This window comes from Pseudoalteromonas sp. SR43-2 (assembly GCF_014163885.1).
Lineage (GTDB): Bacteria > Pseudomonadota > Gammaproteobacteria > Enterobacterales > Alteromonadaceae > Pseudoalteromonas > Pseudoalteromonas distincta.
This window is the reverse complement of the sequence record NZ_JACJED010000024.1, coordinates 23,930-47,053: the sequence shown is the minus strand read 5'-3', so window position 1 is coordinate 47,053 and position 23,124 is coordinate 23,930. Positions and strand designations below refer to the sequence as shown.

The following is a 23,124-nucleotide window of genomic DNA, read 5'->3' as shown; positions in this document are numbered from 1 at the left end:
AAAGCGTGCCAATTAAAAAACCATTTAAAAACAGAAGGTTAATTTCAAAATGGATATTAGTTAGCAATTTAATAGAATAACTTACAAATTATAGGTAATTTTTATAGAGCAATGCGTGAGTAGTAACCGCACTGCTCTATCGTCTTGTTGCTTTATATTATTTAAGTCCTTGTTTGCGCCACAGTAGGTAAACCGCAGGAATAACAAGTAAGGTGAGTACAATTGCACTGCCCATACCGCCAACCATAGGTGCAGCTATTCGACTCATTACTTCGCTTCCGGTGCCTGTGCCATACAGCACAGGTAGCAAGCCAATAATAATTGTCGCGACAGTCATCATAACCGGGCGTACTCGAAGCCCTGCACCTTCAATAATAGCTTGCTGTAATTGCACTAAACTAAGTGGCTTACCAGTCTGCTCTGCTTCGATGCATTTTTCTTGATAGGCCTGGTTTAAATACACCAACATAATGACCCCAATTTCTACCGCTACCCCAGCTAAGGCAATAAAGCCCACACCTACTGCAACTGAAAAGTTAAAGCCCTCTAAATACATTAGCCATACGCCACCAATCATTGCCAGTGGCAACGTAGCCATAATAATAGTGACCTCAGCAAAGCTTCTAAAATTAAGATAAAGCAACACAATAATAATCGCTAATGTAAGTGGTAATACATAAGTCAGTTTGTCTTTAGCGCGCTGCATGTATTCATACTGCCCAGCCCACGTAATTGAGTAGCCAGCTGGTAGTATTAGGTCTTTATCGAGCACTTGCTGAGCGTGCTCGACATAAGTACCAATATCAACGCCATCTATATCAATAAAACTCCAACCGTTTAAACGTGCATTTTCGCTTTTTATACCAGGCGGTCCATCTTCAATAAATACAGCAGCTACATCACCAAGTGCTATACGCTGCCCTGTAGGCGTTACAATAGGTAACAACATTAGCTCTTCTGGCGAGTCTCTGTATGCTTGCGGATAACGTAAATTAACAGGGTAGCGCTCTTGCCCTTCAACGGTTTGAGTTACGTTTGTACCACCTATTGCAGTAGATACAACTTGCTGTACGTCGCTAATGTTTAAGCTATAACGCGCCGCTTTTTCACGATTTATATCTACTTTTATATAACGCCCACCAGCTACTCGCTCTGAATAAACCGATGCGGTGCCTTGTAGATCTTTTAAAAGCACTTCTATTTGTTGACCAATTTTTTGAATTTCACTCAACTTTGGTCCCGCAACTTTAATGCCCACGGGAGTTTTAATACCGGTTGCGAGCATATCAATACGTGTTTTAATTGGCATTACCCACGCATTCGTCAACCCCGGAAACTTAACCAAACCGTCGAGTTCTTTCTTAAGTTTTTCAAGAGTCATCCCCTCGCGCCATTCATCTTTTGGTTTTAACTGAATAAACGTCTCTATCATTGTAAGCGGCGCAGGATCTGTTGCAGTTTCTGCTCGCCCAACTTTACCAAATACTGTTTTAACCTCGGGTACTGTGGCAATTAGCTTGTCGGTTTGCTGTAGTATTTCGCGCGCTTTACCTACCGATAAACCAGGATACGTTGTGGGCATATACATTAAGTCGCCCTCATCAAGTGGCGGAATAAATTCACTGCCTATTTTGTTTACCGGGTAAAAGCCAATAACAGAAACAACCACCGCGAGTACCAATGTCATTTTTGGAAATTTAAGCACCCAGTTAAGTAGTGGGCGATACGCTGCGACGAGTAATCGGTTAACTGGATTTTTTTGCTCCGAAATAACTTTACCTCTAATAAAGTAACCCATTAATACCGGCACTAAGGTAATCGCAAGCCCAGCAGACGCCGCCATAGCATAGGTTTTAGTGTAAGCCAGTGGCGCAAACATACGTCCTTCTTGCGCTTCTAAAATAAATACCGGCATAAAGCTGACGGTAATAATTAATAAACTAAAAAATAATGCAGGACCCACTTCACTCGCCGATTTAGCTACAACTTCCCAGCGGTTTTCGTTGGTAAGTGGCGTTTTTTCCATATGTTTGTGCATATTTTCAATCATGACGATAGCGCCGTCGGTCATTGCGCCTATCGCTATTGCAATTCCTCCTAAAGACATAATGTTGGCGTTAATCCCCTGCCAATACATAATTATAAATGCCGTTAAAATGCCAAGCGGTAACGTAATAATTGCCACCAATGATGAGCGCACATGAAACAAAAACACCACACACACTAAAGCAACTACAATCAGCTCTTCAATTAGCTTACTTGTTAGATTATCTACCGCGTTATTTATTAAGTTGGAGCGATCGTACACAGGGACTATTTCAACGCCCTCTGGCAATCCCTTTTTAAGCGATTCTAATTTTGCTTTTACCAGCTCAATGGTTTTTTGTGCATTTTCGCCATAGCGCATAATAACGATGCCGCCGGTTACTTCGCCTTCGCCATTAAGCTCTGCAATACCACGGCGCATTTGCGGCCCGACTCTAATATCGGCTACATCACGCAATTGCAGCGCAGTACCATTAGCGTTTACACCAAGCGGAATAGCTTCTAGGTCGGCAACACTTTTAATGTAGCCTGTGCTTGTTACCATGTATTCAGCTTCAGCCATTTCAACTACCGAGGCGCCCATCTCTTGGTTGCCTTGTTGAATCGCCGTTTGAATAAGGCTAAGCGGGATACCATATGCACGTAATTTATCAGGCTCTACATTGACTTGGTATTGCTTAACCATGCCACCAACAGCAGCCACTTCAGATACACCGGGCACAGTTTGTAGCTCAAACTTTAAAAACCAATCTTGTAAGCTTCGTAGCTGACTAATATCGTGTTTATTTGTTTTATCAATTAGTGCGTATAAGTAAATCCAACCTACGCCTGTTGCATCAGGGCCAAGCTCTGGCGTAGCGCTATCGGGCAATCGGTTTGCTGCTTGGCTTAGGTATTCTTGTACTCGGCTACGCGCCCAATACAAATCAGTTTTTTCGTCAAAAATAACGTAAACGTACGAGTCACCAAAAAACGAAAAACCCCTTACAGTTTGTGCACCCGGCACAGAAAGCATTGCAGTGGTGAGCGGAAATGTAACTTGGTCTTGCACTACTTGCGGCGCTTGCCCCGGGTAAGTAGTTTTTATAATGACCTGAACATCAGATAAGTCAGGTAAGGCATCCACGGGCGTATTTTTTAGTGCAAACAATCCTCCACCCAGTAAAATAAATGTAAGCAACAACACAAAAAAGCGATTGCCAACAGACCAACGAATAATGGCAGTTATCATAATGGCTCCTAGTGAGAACTATGTTGCATAGTAGAATGATCAATCGGCTCTGCGTTTTGCGCTTTAGTAATTACAAATTCATCGTTAATAATGCTAAAAGTAAAATTAATATACTGGGCATTTTCAAACTGACTAATATCAATATCTGGCGCTAATACAAAGTCCATTGTGGCGGGTTCTCGATTCCATTTTTCAATGGCCTCTCGACTAATATTAATAATGCGATTTTGTGTATCTATGGCATTAATAGTGCCGTTAACCGTGGCGCTTTGTGGCTGTATATCCATGCTCATATTTGAGTCTGAACCAGAATCCGAACTCATACCTGAGCTAATGCTAGAACTAGGCATTTCCATTCGTTTAAAGTCGGAGCTCTTACTTGACTCAGAATCTATTAAAAATTGCGCTGAGGTCACTACCGTGTCACCTGTCGTCACACCTGACAAAATGACCGCTTCATTACTATTAATTTGCCCAACTTCGACTTCTACCGATTTAAAACGACCCTCACCTAATGCAATAACCACACGGTTTTGATGCTGCGTGCGAATTACCGCTTCTTTAGGGACTGTAAATTGCGCTTTACTCGCTTTAGCGTGAATGCTCACTTGTGCAAACATATTTGGTTTTAACCGATGATCTGTATTTTCAAACCTGAGTCTTACACGCAGAGTCCGGTTTTTAGCATCAAGCGCGGGGTAAATGTAATCAACCTTACCTTCCCACTTTTGACCTTTTAAGTAATCAAGCGTCATTGTTACAGGTAAACCAACGCTCACTTGTTCTGATTGGCGCTCGAATACTTCTGCCTCTACCCAAATTTCATCAAGCTGAGCAATACTCATCATTGATGTGCCTGGTTTAACGTAAAAGCCTTCTCGTACTGTTAGCTCATCTACCACACCACTTTGCTTTGCGTAAAAAGTAATGTTTTGCATTATCTTTTTATTTTTTTGTAAGCGCTCGATAAATCCATCAGATACATTTAACGACTCTAAACGCGCCTTTGCAGCGCGAATTAACACGGTATTATTACGATTAACCGCCAATAAAAACTCTTCCTGTGCATTCACCAATTGTGGTGAATACAAAGTATATAAAGGCTCACCGGCTTTAACTTGTGCTCCTTGCGCTTTAACGTACAAGCTTTCAATCCAGCCCTCTACACGCGGATGAATGTGAATAAGTTGGTCTTGGTTATATTGCACATACCCCACAGTATTTATATCGCTGTGAAGTGTTTTAAGCTCTACTTTGGCAGTTCTTACACCCAAGTTATTAATGACTGCAGGCGAAATAGTTACTGCACCTGGTCCATCCTGAGCGTTGCTATCGTTTTCATATACAGGGACTAAATCCATTCCCATTGGCGACAGCCCTGGCGCGTCACGCCTGTAATTACTATCCATAGGGGCTACCCAATATAAGGGCTGTTTTTCAGCACTTTGCTGTTCATGCAACGCCGAGCTGCTAGGTAAAAACTGCATCACTAAGGCGCCAATTAACGCAAATGCGCCCGCACCAACTAAGGCAGCAACAAGTAACTTTAAATTAGTATTCATTATGTAATTCTCCAGTTTTATCGCTCATTACTTGGGGGTCTAAGCTACTTGCATAATAATTAAGGCGAGCGGTAATAATATGCTGATCTACTTGAATATTAAGCGCGTCTATTTTGGCGTTAAGCTCACTAATGCGCGCGCGCATCACGTCAGAAAAATCCCCATCGTCGCGCGTATAAGCATTTAGTGTTGCTTGAGATTGCTCTGACATTTGCGGTAATAACGTATTTTGATAAAGCGCATCGCGTTTTTGCAAACGAGCGAGTTGGCTAAACTCCTTAAAGTACATGCCTTTGAGTTTTTGAAGCGCCACCAGCTTTTGTGTTTTAGTAGCTTCTGCACTAGCAATAGCCGATTTAACCTGTTGATCTTGTCTGTTATCAGTAAACAATGGCAAATCAATGCTAAATCCTACTGAAAGTAAATCAGCTCGCGACTCCCCCATCGGCGTATCATCTCGATAACCATAACCCACATTAACGCCCATTTGAGGTTTGTAACTTTGCTTGGCGAGTGCAACTTCGGTTTGCTTTGCGGTGGCGGTTTTGTCTATCGCAATAATTGCGGGATGCGCCATAAGCAACTGTATTAATTTATCAAATTCAAGGTTTGCAAAATCAACCAGCCCTGTGGTTTTAGTAAATTCGGCATTTAAAGGCTGCATAAGCATATTCATAGGTAACCACTGTGCTAAACGGTTTTTAGCACTTTCAAATTGCTGCTCAAGCATAACCAGCTTATCTTCAAGGCGAGTGAGCTCTAATTGCGCACGAATAATATCTTGCTGGCGTGTTTTACCTAAGGTACTTGCGTAGCTTGCTTCGGTAACTTCAATAAGCTGAGTAAATAGCCCTTTATCTTGCTCAATTAAAGCAATACTTCGCTGAGCACGATACGCGTTTAACCACGACTCAATCACAATTGCTTTTACTTGTGCTAAGCGATCGGCGCGCTGCCAAGGGTATTGTTGAGCAGACTGAGCTAATGCCTTTTGTTTAAGCGCTAAACTATTCCCTCGGCTAAACTTTTGGCTCAAATCGACTTTAAGCTGCGTCATCCCTTCTTGATCAAACGCATAACCGTTAGTAGGTAAGTTAAGTAAGCCAACCGTTAAAACAGGATCGGGTAAGGTGCCTGCGGCAATACTTTGCGCTATTGCGGCATCTTCTTGGTAGTCACTCGCTTTTAGCCATGGCTCATGCGTTAGTGCATAATTAAGCGCTTGCGTTAAGCTAAGCGTTTGCTCATTGCGGGCTTGCTTTAGCGTATCGATATTTAGGTTATTTGAATTGTTTTGCGCATCAACAGCTGTGCTAAAAAACACAACACTACATAATACGGCTTTAATACTTACAGCGTGGTTCATCACCTGCTCCATCTAAAAATAAAAGAAATTCTTAAATTAGGAAGCAAAAAAGGTGTTTAGGAATTACCAATAAACGGGGTTACCGCAATTTTTACATACACCTATCCTGCTATTAAGCAGACATAGGAGGGCGGTAAAGTGAACGAGGTATATTAATTTGTGTAGTAAATACACTTATATTTACTTTTTCAGATTCAAGTAAAGTAACGCTAAATAAAGTATCAACATTAAGCATTGAATTAGCAGCGCAGCCACTGATAGGGCATTTGCAATCATTTTGTGGCGTACTTTCGTCGTCGCAACAATCCATCTGCATCATATTTTCAGACATGCTAGCGACAGCTGTTGTATCACTACTTTGTGTCATTGGCATTTGGGCATGCATTGCTGTTTTCGTTGGCATATGTGGCATTTCGCATACCATAGCTACAGACGCAACTGCCTGACCCACAAAAGTGATCAGTAAAGTTATCATGAGTAAACTAGAGTAAAAACGTTGCAACATTATGCCTTTTAATAAATTTTAAAATGATTGTAAGATAACCTAACGGCAACCACAAATACTTTAATTATGTAGACTGCGGTTTATCAGGTGTTTTAATTAAGTTACTCGCTATAATTGCAAATATACAATATGCGCTAAAATACCAAAAGCCCTCACCAAATTGTGCATTCATAACAAGTAGCTCACCACTTTTACCATGAGCGTTACCTGCTAGGTAAGTCACTATTAATGCAATAACAAATACATCAACCATGCTCCACTTACTTAATGCACAAATAACCAGACCGAGCTTTTGCTTCAACCCATTCAAAGGTAGGCAACAATAAAGCAATTGTAATAGCAGCTTCAAGCTTGGAATAACAATAGAAAACAACCCCACTAAAGCAGCTACAAATAAATTATTATTACTAGCAAGCTCTTTAACTGTGCCTAAAATACTTTGTGTTTTGTTATAGGCGCTAATCTCGCCCTCTAACTTATCAAGCCCTAGCATATTTGAGAACATCATTAGCATGCTACGAGTCCGACCATCGCCCTCTTCAGCAAGCATTTCAATGCCCGCCTGCGCTAATTTTGATTTATCTATGTTGCCCTCTATTGTTAATACTGGTTTTGTAATACCAGGAAACAATAAACAAAGAGCAACCACTACACTTATAACCGACAACCAATTACGCATATTTATTCTGCTATTGCCTCAATAATGTCATCACTGTATAAAACAGCATCCAATAAAAAATTAAATATATCGCCAATATGCAGCTCTGAGTTTATGTTGGCCAAATGGACCATAGCTTCATCTATATTATCTAATTCAAACTCTTTTATAAGCGATAAACAGTTCCCTAAAATGCCGCTCTCTAATAGTAACGCATCAGATATTGCAGCATCTAAAGTAAACTCTTTAACTATGTCTTTTAATTCAGCATCTAAAATAGCATCAAGCACCGAGAACAAACCCACCAGATACCCTTGCTCGGTCAACTCTTTATTATTTTGCTCCAATATTAGCGACATAAATTGAGCCCGCGTTAAAGCAAGCTTAGTTAATTCGGTTGGTTTTTCGACCCCCAACTCACTAATTGCTAATACGCGAACAAATTGTCTTATTGTGTCCTCACCTAAATAAATAACCGCTTGTGAAATAGACGTAATGACTAAATTTGCTTTGCCTGAACGCGCGTTAGCTAGCTTTAAAACCCTCGCTGTTATGGCGACATCCCTGGCCACTCGTTGATGAACTTCTTTAAAGCAAAGTGTTTCTTTTGCTGTAAAACGTAATAGATCAAAAACGGTTAGCTTTGAAGGCTCTACACCTTTATACGTAATCATTTCTGGGCGAGAAAAAAAGAACCCTTGAAATAAATCGCAGCCAGCCAATTTTAATGTATTAAATTGCTCATACGTCTCTATTCGTTCAACAATTATTTTTGCATGTGGATTTGCGCGTTTTATTTTTTTAATGCGCATATTGGTTTTAATAACCGGATCATCTATCTCAATTTTTATGTAATCAACATGTGCTAACAGTGGCTCCCATTTTGGATCGCCATCGTAATCATCAAGTGCAAAAACATAGCCTTCTTTTTTAAGTTCTTGCACACGCTCAGCCACCGCAGGAATATTACCCGTGCGCTCCACTATTTCAATAACACTATTTTCTGGCAATAAAAGTTTGGGGAAGTTATCGAGAATAGTTTCTGATGACAAGTTTATAAAAGCTAAATGATGTGCGGTAAGTCTATCTAAACCAACCAACATTAAAGCATTAAAAAATAGGCGGCTTGTCGCATGGACATCAGAAGTGCCTGCAGGAAACGCATTATTGGCTGAGTCTCTATAAAGCAATTCGTACGAGAAAACATTCTGGTCTATATCAAAAATAGGTTGCCGCGCAACAAACTGAGTTATTTTTTGTACTTCATCAGGTATGTTATGTAATTTCACTTGGCTCAAAACCTATAAATAAAAGATGGCAAAACAGCCAATAATATGTGTACTTTAATGCAACACGCATAAGATAAATATAGTCGTCATTGCAAAAATGTTAAAATTACACAACACTAATATAAAATATTAATATAAAAGGTAGAGATTTGACTAACTTTATTCGGTTATTAGTACTGAGCCCTCTGCTATTTGTATTTTTTAGCTATGCCAGCATTAACCCTACTCCTCTCAAATATAATGTTAGCGCGTCAGGGAGTCATTATCCATATTATACAAATGATCCAGAAAAGCCTGGCATATTACCCGAAATTATTGAAAAAGTACTCGATGATGCCAATATTGCAGCTTCTCATATCGGCCTACCTACAAAGCGTATTACCAAATATTTACAAGATGAAATAATCGATTTTGATGTTATTTCATTAGAATGGCTCTCTAAGAGTGAGAGAAATGACCCTCGTTATGTTTTTTCAGAGCCGCTTATTTATGCCACAGAAATGATTGTTACCTTGCCTAAAAATGCCCAGCATTGGCAAAGCGCTGATAGCTTGAAGGGTAAAAATATAGGAACGGTACTAGGTTACTATTACTTTAATGACAACACCTTTGAGCGTGTTGACTTTCCATCCGAAAAAGAACTTATGACAGCCCTATCAAGAAACCGTGTAGAAGCGGCACTAGTAGGTAAGTTAACTGCGCTCTATTGGGCAAAGCAGTTAGGGATAAACATTGCCTTTGGCGCACAGCATTCCCATGGTTTTTTAAGAATTCGCTTATTGAGCAAACATAAAGAATTATTGCCCCAAATAAACCTAGCAATTAAAAACCTTCACGCTCAAGGATATATAAAAACTATTGAAGATAAGTATATGAGTAATATACCCACACAAAATTAAGGGACTAATGGCGCAGAGCTCGTGTTTTGGAGTATAATAGCAGCAAATGTTAACTCGACCAGAATCAGAAAGAGCCCCATGAGTATTGAAAAAGCCTTAATCGAACGTAGTAATAATCAATGTGAATTGTGTGCAGCCACCGAGAACTTATCTGTTTATGAAGTACCACCGGTAACTGAAACCCACTCAGATAAATGTATTTACACGTGTCAAACATGTAAAGATCAAATCGAGAATAACAGCGAAATAACGCCTACGCATTGGCACTGTTTAAACGATAGCATGTGGAGCCAAACTCCTGCAGTACAAGTTGTAGCTTACAGAATGCTTTCGCGTTTAGCGCCTGATAATGGCTGGGCACAAGATGCGCTAGACATGATTTACCTTGAAGAAGACACGCTAACGTGGGCTAAAAAAGCACTTGCTGAAGATGACGATTTAAAGCATGTAGATAGCAACGGTGTAGTACTTCAAGCAGGCGATACTGTTACCCTAATTAAAGACTTAGACGTTAAAGGTAGTAGCCTTACAGCTAAACGTGGAACAGCTGTTCGTAATATTGGCCTAACCAGCAACCCTGAACATATTGAAGGGCGAGTTGACGGCCAGCGCATAGTTATTTTAACTAAGTTTGTTAAAAAATAATCGTTTGTTTTTAATTATTAAAGGCGCTAATGCGCCTTTTTTTATGTTTAAAATAAGTTAAGGAATGATTAAGTCACTAGGTAATACACTAGGGGGATAATATTGAGTAAGGATAACAAACATGGAAACGCATCAAGCAGTACATTCACGTAAAAAAGCACTTACAGGACTTAGTTTATTAGCACTGAGCGCTTTTGCTATAACCGGTTGTGATCAACAAACAAAGCCGACTGAAAATACAGAGCAAGCAAAATCAATATCGACTCTAACTACCCAAGTTAGCTACAAAGATCGCAGTATGCTTCGCCCCGGTTCACAGTTAATAGTTACGCTTTCGGATGTATCTAAAATGGATGTAAAAGCAGATATAATAACCCAAGAAGTGATTGATATTACCCAAGCCCCACCATTTACTGTAGAGCTAACTTATGATGCCAGTAAAGTTAACGATAAACACCGCTATAGCCTAAGCGCCAGAATCATAAATAAAGACAAAGTACTTTACACAAGTACCACAAATAACGACCCATTTAGAGAATCACAGCTAACTGGCCCTTATAAAATTGAGCTTTCAAAAGTATCCGTTGAAAAGCCAGACGTAACGCTTACAAACACGTACTGGAAAGCAATAACAATCAATGCTCAAACAGTAAATGTTACAACTAAAGAGCCGTTTATTCAGTTCGATAAAGACTACCGTGTTAATGGCTTTTTAGGCTGTAATAATTTTAGCGGAAGTTATAGCACCGAGCAGCACACAATTACACTTAGTCAGTTAGCGAGTACAAAAAAGATGTGTTCGGAGAATATGGACCAAGAGGCAGCTATGTCTAACGTACTTAACAATACTTCAAAGTGGGAAATTACAGGCGAGTCACTAAAACTTAAAAACAACAGCGGTAATACGCTTGCTACTTTTAACGCAGTTTATTTTAATTAATATTTAGCTCCCTAATATATGTGTTACCTAACACATTCGTATTGATTTTAAATAAAATGCCCAGCAAAACTGGGCATTTTATCATTCATTGTAAGCACTATTTAAAGCTACTCATCAACGAGTTGTTCACTTCTGTAAAAACCACTTGGCTCACTCAACAAATCAACAAGTTCAGGCATTATTGCATCCATTGTTTGCTTTAGCTTCCATGGAGGGTTAATCACAATCATGCCAGATGCTGTCATGCCGTGTACGTCAGTGTCCGCTTCAGTGCCTAATTCAAATAGCTGAATGTTGCGCATTCCTGAATCAATTAAGCCCTGCTCCATATTATCAATGCGCTCCCTGTCTACTACCGGATACCAAATCATATAAGTACCTGTAGCAAAACGCTGATGAGCTTTAACTAAGGTTTTTACAACCGTTTCGTAGTCATCTTTAATTTCGTACGGAGGGTCAATTAACACACACGCTCTGCGAGATGCTGGTGGTAATAATCCTACTAAGCCGGTAAAGCCATCTTCTCCGCGCACACGAATGGAGCGCTTACCTTGCATATTTTCTTCAAGTAATAATAAATCGCGCGGGTGCAGTTCAAAAAACCAACCCTTATCTTGGCGGCGCAAGTAATGCTCTGCAATTTTTGGTGAACCCGGATAAAATGCAAGTTCGTCAGTGTCGTTAAATGACTTAATTAATTCAATGTACTCATTAAGCTCAGCATGTTCACTTTTATGTTGCCAAAGTTTTTCAATACCATCTTGATACTCTTGCGTTTTTTGCGCATCAGCAGCTGCCAGTTCAAAAAAGCCAGCACCTGAATGCGTGTCTATATAATCAAGCGGTTTATCTTTAATTGTTTGGTAATTTAGTACTTGTGCCAGTACTAAATGTTTAAGTACATCGGCAGGATTACCCGCATGAAATGAGTGTCTGTAACTAAGCATTATTTATTTTCGCCATACGCAATTTAATATCGTAAGTGAACCATAAGCACTAGGCTTTGGCAACTCACACCAAGATAAGAGAGTGTTAAAGTGAACCATTTCTGAATGAAAAAGCTCATATGCTGAATTATCCCTTAACACAGAAGAAAAATCAGCTAAAACTACCGTAAATGCTGGCAAATCAACACACTTTGCTTTACATTTGCATGACATTAATTACAGTTATATGAGCGCCTTTATGAACAACACTACTCTTCAACAACTCGAACAACTGATCGATTCTTTAATCGAACGTAATAATCAATTACAAATAGATGTTGCTACTTTAAAAGAACAGAACACTAAACTAAGCGATGAAAACGAATTACTACAGCTTGAAGCTTTAGAAAATGAAGAAAAGCAAAAAGATGCCAGCACTACTTTATCTGGTCTTCTTGATAAATTACAAAGCGCACAACAGGCTAGCTAATGTCTGAGCTGCAAAACCAGCGGGTCACTGTTGAGTTGCTAGGTAAAGAGCAGCAATTTGCTTGCCCCGAAGGGCAGGAAGATGCATTAATAGCAGCAGCTAAAAATCTAAATGACTTAGTTGAGCAAATGAAACAACGCTCAACCGTTAGAAACGATCAAAAAGCCCTACTAATGGCAGCATTAAACTTAAGCCACGAATTGCTAGAAGCAAAAACACAGGCTACAGTTGAACAACAGCATCAAGACCAATTGATTGATAAACTCAGTCAGCATTTGGCAAATGACCCCAAAAACCAAAAATAAAAAGCGCATACTGCGCTTTTTGTTTATTATTAAAGTAATTAAACCTCAGCGTAGAGATAATAAATGAAGTTAAAACTTTCAAACATAACCTCTTCATGTAAGCACTTACTATTGTCATGTACTTTACTATCAATAGCACCTAGCACCTACGCTGCCGTTATTTGGAATACAATAAACCCTCATATTCAGTTTTTAAAGCAACAAGACAAGCTTCGCTTTTACGACTCTAACCAAGTATTAATTGAAGGCGAAAAATGTGCCCTACTGGTTGATACGAGTGCCAATTTTGCTGCAGTTGAACAACTTGCTGAAGATTTAAAAAAACGCCTTAAAACACCTTTATGCTATTTGGTTGCCACGCATTACCATGACGATCACTTGCTAGGTATGGCGGTTATGCAAAATTTTTATCCTGATGCCAAGCTCGTTGTTCATCAGCAAGTAAATAAAAATTTTAGCCTTTACCAAACAGCATATACCGACAAACTAGACACCTATGAAAAGAGCATTGAGCTGAGCTACCAACGGTTAGCGAATGTACCCAAAGAAGAGCAAGCTAAATGGCGTGATAAGTTAAAGCTTGCAAAAAAGCGATTTTTTCGCTGGCAGGAGTATCAGCTTAGCCAACCCGAAATAGTAATTGATAGTCGTAAAGTTATCGACCTTGGTGGTTTTGAGGTAACGCTTGAGCCGCAGCAAGCGCACACTAACGGTGATTTAACTATTACTACTAATAATGGCAGTGTACTGATTGGTGGCGATATCGTTGACTGGCTTCCTTACCCTGGTCACGGCGAACTTAAAAGTTGGCAAACGTTGCTTAAGCAATATATTAACGACGAAAAGCTCGCTATTATTATACCGGGCCACGGCGGCACATTAACAAAAGAGCAGCTGAAACAGCCACTATCATTTTTAACAGCCATAACAGAGCATGTTAAAAACAATAAAGATCAAAGTATTGAGCAATTAATGCTGTCGTTTCCTGAATCAGTTATTGAGCCCTATAAACAAGAAGCGCTTAATATAAAATCGAGTAACTTTTTTTTACAAGCAGGCCTAAATCGCGTAAAAAGCGCGGAATAACTCAACACAACGGATTGTGTTAAAATAATAAAAGGAATTTACAAAAGTGATCACTATGCGCAGTTTGGTTTTATGTTGTTTGGGTGTTTTGTTATTTGGTTGTCAATCAACGGAGCAAGAACCACAAGAAGCTCCACAAATATTTACTCATTTTGAGCCTGACTATACTTATGATACTGACGAGGAAATAGCTCAAACGCCTCAAGTTAATGAGATAGTTACGCCACTTCAATTCAAAAAAACAATCGTAAAAAAGCGCCCACCTAAAACCACCGATCTGTGGGTGCATATAGCCAATAATCTACACTTTACGATTTATCAAAATCGCGCCTTAAAAAAGCGTATCAGCTGGTATGCAAAGCAACCTAACTACTTACAAACGGTGAGCAAACGCGCAGCGCCTTATCTGTATCACATCGTAAAAAAAATTGAGCAAAAGCAATTACCTATGGAGCTCGCTTTACTACCATTTGTAGAAAGCGATTTTAGACCAACAATAGCCTCATCACAGCAAGCTGTTGGTGTTTGGCAATTAGTTGGCGCAACGGCGCATCACTTTGGTGTTAAATCAGATCAATGGTATGACGGGCGCCAAGACGTACTTGCTTCAACCGATGCTGCACTTGATTACTTAAGTTACTTACATAAACGCTTTGATGGTAATTGGCTACATGCTTTGGCCGCTTATAATAGTGGTGAGGGCCGTGTTAAACGCGCAATCGAAAAAAACAAAAAACGCGGTAAAAGCACCGATTACTGGTCGCTCAGTCTGCCAAAAGAAACCGCTGACTATGTACCCAAGTTACTCGCTTTAAGCTATTTAGTTAAACACCCACAAAAGGGCATTAAACGCCCAAAGCTTGCATATAAACCATTTACAACACAGATGAATATAGGCCAGCAGTTCGATTTTTCAGTCATAGCTAAGCTCTCTGGTATAGGTTCAAAGCAGTTACATGCTATTAATCAGGGGTATTTAAAAAATCAAAGCTCACCTAATGGGCCGCATACTTTACTGCTACCTATAGGACAAGAAGCATTATTAAAAAGTCAGTTTTTTAAATCAAATTTTGCTGGAGAGTACATCGTTAAACAAAACGATACACTTTACAGTATCGCCAGGCGTTTTAGTATGTCTGTAAAAGCTTTAAAACAACTTAATAATAAAAATAATAATTTAATAGGTGTTGGAGAAAAGTTATTAGTTGGACAACCTAAAACCCTGCCAAGCACATTAACTGTTGATTACAAAATCAGCCCTTATTTAGAACACCAAGAGATTGCGATCCCCACCATTGAAATAGATTACGAAGTTAAGTCAGGCGATAGCCTTTGGAGTATAAGTCAGCTTTATGATGTACCTCATAGCGACTTGGCAAAATGGAACAAACTCTCTGCATCAAGTATTTTAAAGCCTGGCACTCAATTAGTACTGTTTATACCACAGGCTGAAAAGCAAAAAGCAGCACCAATAAAAAAAGATTTACTGCTAGATTTACAAAAAACACTAAATCAGCCACGTTAAGTTTATAAACACGTATATTTCGCGTAAAATTGCGCCCTAACATAGTTATTATTTGAAGAGACAAGCATGCAAATTAGCAAAAATTCAGCAGTTGAATTTCATTACACCCTTAGCGAAGCGGGCGAGCAAATTGAAAGTAGCACAAACGAAGCGCCACTTACTTACATTCATGGCAGCGAAGGCATGCTTCCTGGTTTAGAAAAAGCACTTGAAGGTAAAGAAGCTGGCGAAAAATTTAGTGTAACTCTAGAGCCAAGTGAATCGTACGGCGAGCGTGTTGATGACTTAATTCAACGTATTCCGCTTAAGCACCTACAAGGCGACGTTAAAGTATGGAAACCAGGTATGACAGCAATGGTTAGCTCTAACCAAGGTCGTCATCAGGTTACTATAGTTAAGGTTGGTCGTTTTAACGCAGATTGTGATTTAAACCACCCATTTGCGGGCAAAACACTAACGTTTGACGTTGAAGTTGTATCTGTACGTGAAGCGACGAGTGAAGAAGTTTCTCACGGACATGTGCACGCTGAAGGCGGCTGCGGTCACTCTCACTAGTTAGCAATAAAGGAAGTAAGTATGTCTAAAGTTGCAATAGTTACAGGTGGTACAAAAGGAATTGGTCTAGCCGTTGTAAAGCGTTTTCTAAGTAATGGCTATAAAGTACATAACCTTGATATAGAGCCAAGCGAAACTGGTATATTTCATCAGTGTGATGTAAGTGATGTATCGGCGGTACAAAGCTGCATCAACGCTATCTGTGAACAAAGCAAACGTATTGATGTACTTGTTTCTAATGCTGGAAAACACTTAAGCGCAAATATAGAAAGCACCGACGAGCAAACTCTCGATGCACTTTTTGCGCTTAATGTTAAAGGCGCCTATGCCGCAGTACAAAGCGTATTGCCAAGCATGAAAGCGCAAAATAGCGGCGCTATTATATTAGTCGCATCCGATCAAGCAATTATAGGTAAGCAAAACTCTTTTGCGTATAACCTAACAAAACATGCCCTTGCCTCAATGGCCAAAACAACGGCGCTTGATTACGCGAGCTTTAATATTAGAGTAAATGCGGTATGCCCTGGCACAATAGAAACCCCGCTATTTCATAACGCGATAGATGCGTACTGCGCAAACAGTGGCGCAAACAAAGCTGAAATAGTTGCCGAGGAAGCAAGTCTTCAACCGCTTAACCGATTAGGTCAAGCCGATGAGGTTGCTGCCCTTGTGAGCTTTTTAGCAAGTGATGATGCCAGTTTTATAACAGGCAGCCTACAAAGTATTGATGGTGGTTACACTGCCCAATGAGCATGCAAATTATTGACCCTCATGTGCATTTTTTTAATCTTGCCGAGGGGCAATATACTTGGCTACAAGGCGAAAACCCACCAGTATGGCCTAACCTAGAAAAAATTAAACAAGCAATAAGTGCAGAGCAACTTGTTAAAAGTACTGATTTTGAACTTGCGGGTATTGTGCACATTGAGGCTGGGTTTGATAATCAATCACCTATAAACGAGTTAAACTGGCTAAGCTCGCATTTAAAAAACCTTTCATTTAAGGCTATTAGTTACAACCAAATTGATGCGCCCGCAGAGCAATTTAATCACGCGCTAAATGCACTGGCTCATTCAAGCCTTTGTGGTATAAGAGATATAACCGAAGAAGATAATGCAGTGAGACTAAAAAGCCCTCATTGTATTAATAACCTTAATTTATTGGCTACAAATAAACTGCATTTTGAAGCTCAATTTGATATTGAAAATAGCGAAATAACCAAACAAATAGCTTACTACGCTAAGCAGCTACCGCAGCTTCAAATTATAATTAATCATGCAGGACTGCCAAGTAATTTAAATGACTGGCAACAAGGTGCTGAGTTACTTGCTCAGCACGACAACATAGCAATTAAATTCTCTGGTTTTGAATTACTACAACTTACCAGTGAGCAACAAGCAGCGTGTTTTAATATCCTTTTTAATCACTTTGGCCAGCAGCGTATTATGTTTGCAAGCAACTTTCCTGTGTGCCAAATAAATACAAGCTACAACACTCTATGGCACTCCCATAAGGCGTTATGCTCAAACGATAAGACATGGCATGACCTTAGCTATGCAAACGCTAAGCACTACTACCAAGTTTAAGTAAAACTAGTTATATTAAACTCTCTTTTTATAATAATACGGCCAATTTATGAAAATGTCCTTTTTACTAATCGTTGTATTTTCTGCGTTTTTTCTCAATGGCTGCATATCTCAAAATCCAGATCCGACACCTAAGCTGCAACATGCTCTACTGGCAAAGCCAAATAAAGCAGCCGTTAGCAAAGCAATTAAAACACTTGTACATATACAAGAAACTCAATTAGCTGAGAATGTATTTACTACCAGCAGCACAGTAACCCTTAGCAATGTGGATGGTAATAATATTATCGACACGCAAAGTCGCAATACACCCGATCAGTTTGAATTGATGATTAAAGGCAAGCAATGCTATATACGCCACCTTGATAGTAAAGCCACTATTGAGCTTAAAGACGTAGAATGTAGAATTAACGAGTTATAACAAGCTAAAACTTTACCAAACAACTAAAAGCCGGTAAGTGACTAATCACTTACCGGTTTTTTAATGCATGACCTAAAGTTAGGTTAAAAGACTATTATTTTATTTCTACGCGTTGAGAACGCATAACAATCTCATCATTTAATTCAATACCCAACCCTGGCTCTTCTGACACTTCAAAGAAACCATTTTTAGGTTGTGGGTCTTGTAAACATAACTCGCGGTTCCACTTTTTAATCGCATAAGTGTGGTGCTCATGAATCAAAAAGTTAGGGATAGCCGTTTCTAAGTGCAGTGATGCTGCTGTTGCAACAGGCCCGCCACATACGTGAGCTTGAATACGCACATCAAAGATATCTGCGTAATCACATACTTTTTTAGTTTCGGTAAAGCCACCACATAAACCAATATCAGGTTGCAGAACATCAATACTTTGATCTTCTAAGTACGGGCGCACACCCCAGCGATTATACAAACGTTCACCACCAGCAATTGGCACATTAACTTTATCTGCTACTTTTGCATGCAATGAATGGTTTAGGTAGTTAACTGGCTCTTCAAAGTACATACAGTCAAATTCTTCTGCAATTTCACCCAACTGAATGGCTGTTGTCACGCCTGGTAAACTGTGGCATTCAAAAATAATATCCACTTCGTCGCCTACTGCTTCGCGAATAGCTTGCATACGTGCACGGTATAGCTTCATTTCAGTGCGTGAGATTATTTTTGTACGGTCGTAATAAGTATTGCCGTCTTTATCGTACTGAATTGGATCTACTTTTACTGCATCGTAACCTTCGGCCATCGCCTTTAAAGCCGCTTCTGCATATTCTTGCGGTTGTACTAGGGCTTTAAATTCGCTATCCCAGTCAAACTGTAATTGCGAAGCGTAAGTGCGTAGTTTGTCGTTAACTTTACCGCCTAATAACTGGTATACAGGTAAACCAAGCGCTTTACCTTTTATATCCCAAAGTGCGATATCAATTGCGCTCATTGCAGCATATACAACAGGTCCGCCGCCTAAACCCCAAAAGCTTTCACGTAACATACGTGACCATAGTTTTTCTGTTTGAAATGGGTCGTGGCCTATTAAAAAGGCGTCGGCCATTTCCTTAATCATAGCCGCTGCAGCACTGTGACCTAAATCGTATGCAAGGCCCGCTTCGCCAACACCACTAATACCTTCGTCAGTATGAATACGTACAAACACAGGTGTCCAAGAAGGTCTATCAGGACAGTGAATATCAAATACTTCAACGCGATTTACTTTCATTAAAATTCCTTATTAACCGCTATGGGTTATTTTGCAAAACTAGGGTCAAGTCGATACGCTTTACGTAACATCGCAGGCCACGCAAGTTGCCCGCCAGTGCTGCCACTGTGTACTACGTTTGCTTGATTATAAATATTGTCGATTATAGGTTGCGGTACTTCAATCACCTCTTGCGAGCTTGATTGTAGTGCTAGTTGTATTTCACACGCTCGCTGTAAATCATAAAAGCGCATAAACGCATCGCCTACCGTTGGACCTACTGTTAAGCCACCATGATTTACCAATAACATATGGTTAGTGCTGCCCAAATCATCTTGCAGCACTTTTCGCTCGTCGTCGTTTACTGCAAGCCCTTCGTAACCATGATAAGAAAGCGATGGCAGTGAAAACATTGAATATTGGCTAAGCGGTAATAAACCATTTTTTTGTGTAGCGACTGCGATTGTTTCTTTGGTATGAAGGTGAATAACACAATGAGCGTCTTCGCGTACCTCGTGAATCGCACTGTGAATAGTAAATCCAGCTGGATTAATACTAAATGGCGTATCGTCAATAATGTTGCCGTCTAAGTCGACCTTTACTAAATTAGAGGCAGTTACTTCATCAAAGGTTAAACCAAACGCATTCACTAAGTAGTGGTCGGTGCCAGGCAAACGTGCTGATAAATGCGTATAGATTAAATCCCCCCAACGAAAGTGCTCTACCAGTCTATAACACGCGGCTAAATCAACACGAAGTTGCCACTCTTGTGCTGATACTTTATTTTTTAAATCGAGTTGGGGTAAATCAAACATAATGAGCCTTTTAAAAACGTACATTATTAACCTGTACGAACAGATGTTTAGAAGTCTAAAGCAGTCTCTATTTTATAGCAAACACCAAACAAAACAGCCACACTATTGTGTGGCTGTTTGTAAAACTAAAATACCAATTGTATTAAAATGGTATAGCTGCGTAAATTATTTTACGTTAGCTAGGTAATCTGCAATTGCTTCAAACTCTTCATCAGTTACCGTTGCAACCATTGCTTTCATAGCCATGGTCATACCGTTATTACGTGCACCTGACTTAATATCTTTCATTTGCGCCACTAAGTAGTCTTTGTTTTGACCGTTTAGTTTAGGGTACATACCCATAATTGGTGCTTTACCTTCAGCGCCATGACAAGTTTGACAATTCTTAGCGGTATAAAGTGCAGCGCCATCGGCAGCTGCTGCATTAAACGAGAAGCTTGCGGCTAAAGTAATACCCGCGCCTAATAGTAGTGTTTTCATCTTGCTCATTGTATTTACTCTTCTTTTTTGACGGTTAGAAAAACTGTTCTATTGATTGTAGTAAACAATCAAATAAAAAGCATACGTACGAAACGACGCTAGACGATCAACTTAACCAAAAACCGCTAACTCGTTTCTATCTCACTTTTATATACTTTAGCAAATAAAAATGAGCTTACCCTTAATAACTATTACCACACTATATCATCTGGTACTTCAAAGTCTGCGTATGGGTCATCTTCATCTTTTGGTTTGTTTTCTGGCTCTACATGAAAAACAATATACTTTTCGTCAACTTCAGCCACTTTGCGTGCTGGTTCGTCGTCTAATACGTAAAATTGCCCTTCGAGTACACAAATAGCTAAACGACCGCCCGATAACGCTTTTTGCGTTTTCTCGTTCACGTCGATATTTTTTACTTTATTTTGATAAGTAAAATTAAATGTGCGCTCACCACGAATAGCGTCTTGATTGTGGTGTTCTAAAATTTGTTTAACACGCGCTTCTTGTTCGCGCTGCTTTAAGCTCACTTGGCGTGTTTGGTTAAGCTCTTCAGCTTTTTTTTGCTGCTCTAGCTTGGTTTGTTGAATATGCTTTTGCAGATCACTTGGGTTGCTAGTCGCCCCTTTCTTTTGCTTTTTTTGTTGCTTACGCTTTTCTGATTTAGCAACTTTAGCATTATGCGATGTTGTTAATCCTGCTTGAAGCAATTGGTCTTGTAATGAACCCATGACTTTGTTCCACTAAAAACTAATATTATCGCTATTTTAATCACCAACGAGTTCAAATAACAGCGCTATCGACATTAATCTAGCAAACTAGTTAAAACAAACCATGATATAGCGCAGTGGCTATGGTTTTAATTATGAATTAAAAGCAATTTTTAATACAATACCACGCAACCAATCAGCAAATGCACAAGCCATATAATGCGTTTACCTCATCTACTCGTTTGCTCGGTATTTATATTTTTTGTGCTTTATGCACCGCAACCCCTACTTAGCCTTTTTGCGAGCGAATTTAATGTAGCACCTGCGGTAGCTGGCAGCTTAATGACTGCAACTATGCTGCCCTTAGCCATTGCCCCGCTCGTTTATGGTTTATTTTTAGCAAAAATAAATCCACTACTTATATTACGTATTGCAATGGTGCTTTTAGGCCTTAGCTGCTTACTTTTTGTTTATGTACCTAGCTTTGAGCTTTTATTATTAGTCAGATTTTTACAAGGTTTAACGCTCCCCGCAGCTTTAACAGCAATGACTAGCTATATAGGCATGAGTTATAGCGCTGATACACTTCAAAAAAATATGACCCTATATATTGGTAGCAGTATAGTTGGTGGTTACTTTGGACGCGTGTTTGCCGCTTTGTTTAGCGACTTATGGAATTGGCAGAGCTTTTATTACGTAATTGCTTTTATGCTTATTTGCTTAGCTTTGACAGTTAAGCATTCTCGCTTTACAAACCCAGCTAAACAGTCGCAGCTCTCCCCACTCGATTACATTAAACAACTTAAAGACGGCGCTGTACTTAAAGTTTACGGCGCCGTTTTTTGTATGTTCTTTTGTTTCGCTGCACTACTTAATTACTTACCGTTTATATTACAAAACACGTTTTTAATTACCAATACTCGTGACATAGGTTTGGTTTACAGTGGTTATTTAATTGGTGCCCTCGCCTCTATTGCTGCACCTTGGTTACTTAAAAAAGTCCCTTCGCCTTGGCATTTATTAACTGCGGTATTTAGTTTTTATAGTGTGAGTATTATTTTATTAATGAGCCATCAGCTTAGCTTATTTTTAATCGCATTTACTTTGTTTTGTGGTGCTATGTTTGTGATTCATTCAACTGCCGCACCGCTCGTTAATAAAATCAGTAAAGCCCCACCAAGTGTAACCAATGGCGGATATGTATCGTTTTATTACAGTGGTGGCGCATTGGGGTCGTTATTACCCGGTGTGGTATACCAACATCATGGGAAAACAGCGTTTATGTTTACGCTGCTTGCGGTTTGCTTATGTGGTTTATCGTTAATTATGTGGGCTTATTTTGAGGGTAAAAATACAACGCGCGGTTGATGCTTTGTGTAATTAAAAAATGTTTCTAAATCAGCTTTACTAAGCAACCATGTTTGGGTGTTTTCAAACGGATGACAATGAAACAAATCACCGTGCCAAATATCTTGGTCAACCCATAAGCTCACTTCGTTTTGCTTATCATTTAAAAGAGCCAACATAGATACACACCCAGGAGCCACTTTTAAATACGTTGCTAAGCGTTCACTCGATGCAAACCCTAAACGCGAAAGCCCTTGTTGCTTTGATAGTGCCTTTAAGTCGAGTTGCTTATTGTGCGCTGTAATAACTAAAAAGTGTCGCCTGCCTTCGTTATCGCGTAAAAATAGGTTTTTAAGACGAGTACCTGGGCGCTCAATCATAAACTCATCAGCCGCTAAGCTAGTATGCAGCGGCGGATGCTCTATTACATCATAGTTAATATCTAGGTGCGCCAAAAGCTCTGCTAACTTAGTTTTATCCGCCAACAT

Annotated in this window: 24 protein-coding genes; 12 read left to right on the top strand and 12 right to left on the bottom strand. The window is 39.7% G+C overall.

Features of this window, described 5'->3' with window-relative positions:
- Positions 1-157: 157 nt before the first annotated feature.
- The 6 genes from H5120_RS17525 to H5120_RS17500 all read right to left on the bottom strand — a co-directional run bounded on the left by H5120_RS17525 (position 158) and on the right by H5120_RS17500 (position 8,657).
- Positions 158-3,277, bottom strand: coding sequence for an efflux RND transporter permease subunit (locus tag H5120_RS17525; protein WP_182675636.1), 3,120 nt, complete (start codon positions 3,275-3,277; stop codon positions 158-160).
- A gap of 8 nt (positions 3,278-3,285) precedes the next feature.
- A complete protein-coding gene (locus H5120_RS17520) occupies positions 3,286-4,839 on the bottom strand; it encodes an efflux RND transporter periplasmic adaptor subunit (protein ID WP_182675635.1) in 1,554 nt (517 codons plus the stop codon).
- A complete protein-coding gene (locus H5120_RS17515; protein WP_182675634.1) occupies positions 4,829-6,205 on the bottom strand; it encodes a TolC family protein in 1,377 nt (458 codons plus the stop codon). The genes H5120_RS17520 and H5120_RS17515 overlap by 11 nt, the downstream gene beginning before the upstream one ends.
- A 112-nt stretch (positions 6,206-6,317) precedes the next feature.
- Positions 6,318-6,680 carry a hypothetical protein gene (locus tag H5120_RS17510; RefSeq protein ID WP_259397853.1) on the bottom strand — a complete coding sequence of 121 codons (363 nt, stop codon included), beginning with the start codon at positions 6,678-6,680 and terminating at the stop codon, positions 6,318-6,320.
- Between the two features lie 94 nt (positions 6,681-6,774).
- On the bottom strand, positions 6,775-7,389 hold the full coding sequence (locus H5120_RS17505; protein WP_182671454.1) for a paraquat-inducible protein A: 615 nt from the start codon (positions 7,387-7,389) through the stop codon (positions 6,775-6,777).
- A gap of 2 nt (positions 7,390-7,391) precedes the next feature.
- Positions 7,392-8,657, bottom strand: a complete 1,266-nt coding sequence (locus tag H5120_RS17500; protein ID WP_182675633.1) for an HDOD domain-containing protein — start codon at positions 8,655-8,657, stop codon at positions 7,392-7,394.
- A 149-nt stretch (positions 8,658-8,806) separates the two neighbouring features.
- Between H5120_RS17500 and H5120_RS17495 the strand changes: the two genes are divergently transcribed.
- The 3 genes from H5120_RS17495 (at position 8,807) to H5120_RS17485 (ending at position 11,141) form a co-directional block, all read left to right on the top strand.
- Positions 8,807-9,556 (top strand): ABC transporter substrate-binding protein, encoded by a 750-nt coding sequence (locus H5120_RS17495; RefSeq protein ID WP_182675632.1) that lies wholly within the window; start codon positions 8,807-8,809, stop codon positions 9,554-9,556.
- A 78-nt stretch (positions 9,557-9,634) separates the two neighbouring features.
- Positions 9,635-10,201, top strand: a complete 567-nt coding sequence (locus tag H5120_RS17490) for a PhnA domain-containing protein (RefSeq protein WP_007586451.1) — start codon at positions 9,635-9,637, stop codon at positions 10,199-10,201.
- Between the two features lie 121 nt (positions 10,202-10,322).
- Positions 10,323-11,141 (top strand): META domain-containing protein, encoded by an 819-nt coding sequence (locus H5120_RS17485; RefSeq protein ID WP_182675631.1) that lies wholly within the window; start codon positions 10,323-10,325, stop codon positions 11,139-11,141.
- Positions 11,142-11,248: 107 nt separating this feature from the next.
- Here H5120_RS17485 and H5120_RS17480 read toward each other — a convergent pair whose 3' ends face one another.
- Entirely contained in the window at positions 11,249-12,088 is an 840-nt protein-coding gene (locus tag H5120_RS17480) for a 23S rRNA (adenine(2030)-N(6))-methyltransferase RlmJ (protein WP_182671457.1), read from the bottom strand.
- 238 nt (positions 12,089-12,326) lie between these two features.
- On the opposite strand from H5120_RS17480, the gene H5120_RS17475 reads away from it, so the two are divergent.
- The 8 genes from H5120_RS17475 to H5120_RS17440 all read left to right on the top strand — a co-directional run bounded on the left by H5120_RS17475 (position 12,327) and on the right by H5120_RS17440 (position 18,035).
- Entirely contained in the window at positions 12,327-12,557 is a 231-nt protein-coding gene (locus H5120_RS17475) for a cell division protein ZapB (protein WP_182675630.1), read from the top strand.
- Entirely contained in the window at positions 12,557-12,862 is a 306-nt protein-coding gene (locus H5120_RS17470) for a cell division protein ZapA (RefSeq protein WP_182675629.1), read from the top strand. The genes H5120_RS17475 and H5120_RS17470 overlap by 1 nt, the downstream gene beginning before the upstream one ends.
- A 63-nt stretch (positions 12,863-12,925) precedes the next feature.
- A complete protein-coding gene (locus H5120_RS17465) occupies positions 12,926-13,948 on the top strand; it encodes an MBL fold metallo-hydrolase (RefSeq protein ID WP_182675628.1) in 1,023 nt (340 codons plus the stop codon).
- Positions 13,949-14,003: 55 nt separating this feature from the next.
- Positions 14,004-15,473 (top strand): LysM peptidoglycan-binding domain-containing protein, encoded by a 1,470-nt coding sequence (locus H5120_RS17460; RefSeq protein ID WP_182675627.1) that lies wholly within the window; start codon positions 14,004-14,006, stop codon positions 15,471-15,473.
- A gap of 66 nt (positions 15,474-15,539) precedes the next feature.
- Positions 15,540-16,028, top strand: a complete 489-nt coding sequence (locus tag H5120_RS17455) for a peptidylprolyl isomerase (protein WP_002957860.1) — start codon at positions 15,540-15,542, stop codon at positions 16,026-16,028.
- A gap of 21 nt (positions 16,029-16,049) precedes the next feature.
- The gene (locus tag H5120_RS17450) at positions 16,050-16,778 is read left to right on the top strand and encodes an SDR family NAD(P)-dependent oxidoreductase (protein WP_182675626.1); all 729 of its coding nucleotides are present in this window, start codon (positions 16,050-16,052) and stop codon (positions 16,776-16,778) included.
- Positions 16,775-17,614 (top strand): amidohydrolase, encoded by an 840-nt coding sequence (locus H5120_RS17445; RefSeq protein ID WP_182675625.1) that lies wholly within the window; start codon positions 16,775-16,777, stop codon positions 17,612-17,614. Before H5120_RS17450 ends, H5120_RS17445 begins: the two co-directional genes overlap by 4 nt.
- A gap of 49 nt (positions 17,615-17,663) precedes the next feature.
- Complete coding sequence (locus H5120_RS17440) at positions 17,664-18,035, top strand: hypothetical protein (protein ID WP_182675624.1); 372 nt, start codon at positions 17,664-17,666, stop codon at positions 18,033-18,035.
- Between the two features lie 94 nt (positions 18,036-18,129).
- Here H5120_RS17440 and H5120_RS17435 read toward each other — a convergent pair whose 3' ends face one another.
- From H5120_RS17435 to H5120_RS17420, 4 genes are all read right to left on the bottom strand, one after another.
- Complete coding sequence (locus H5120_RS17435) at positions 18,130-19,305, bottom strand: mandelate racemase/muconate lactonizing enzyme family protein (RefSeq protein WP_182675623.1); 1,176 nt, start codon at positions 19,303-19,305, stop codon at positions 18,130-18,132.
- A 26-nt stretch (positions 19,306-19,331) separates the two neighbouring features.
- Positions 19,332-20,099: a class II aldolase/adducin family protein gene (locus H5120_RS17430; RefSeq protein ID WP_010554363.1), complete on the bottom strand. Its 768-nt coding sequence runs from the start codon at positions 20,097-20,099 to the stop codon at positions 19,332-19,334.
- 165 nt (positions 20,100-20,264) lie between these two features.
- The gene (locus tag H5120_RS17425; protein ID WP_002957866.1) at positions 20,265-20,588 is read right to left on the bottom strand and encodes a c-type cytochrome; all 324 of its coding nucleotides are present in this window, start codon (positions 20,586-20,588) and stop codon (positions 20,265-20,267) included.
- A gap of 182 nt (positions 20,589-20,770) precedes the next feature.
- The gene (locus H5120_RS17420) at positions 20,771-21,310 is read right to left on the bottom strand and encodes a DUF2058 domain-containing protein (RefSeq protein ID WP_002957867.1); all 540 of its coding nucleotides are present in this window, start codon (positions 21,308-21,310) and stop codon (positions 20,771-20,773) included.
- Positions 21,311-21,508: 198 nt separating this feature from the next.
- Between H5120_RS17420 and H5120_RS17415 the strand changes: the two genes are divergently transcribed.
- Positions 21,509-22,657, top strand: a complete 1,149-nt coding sequence (locus H5120_RS17415; protein WP_182675622.1) for an MFS transporter — start codon at positions 21,509-21,511, stop codon at positions 22,655-22,657.
- Here the strand turns inward: H5120_RS17415 and H5120_RS17410 are convergent.
- Positions 22,624-23,124 (bottom strand): prolyl-tRNA synthetase associated domain-containing protein, encoded by a 501-nt coding sequence (locus H5120_RS17410; protein ID WP_182675621.1) that lies wholly within the window; start codon positions 23,122-23,124, stop codon positions 22,624-22,626. The genes H5120_RS17415 and H5120_RS17410 overlap by 34 nt on opposite strands.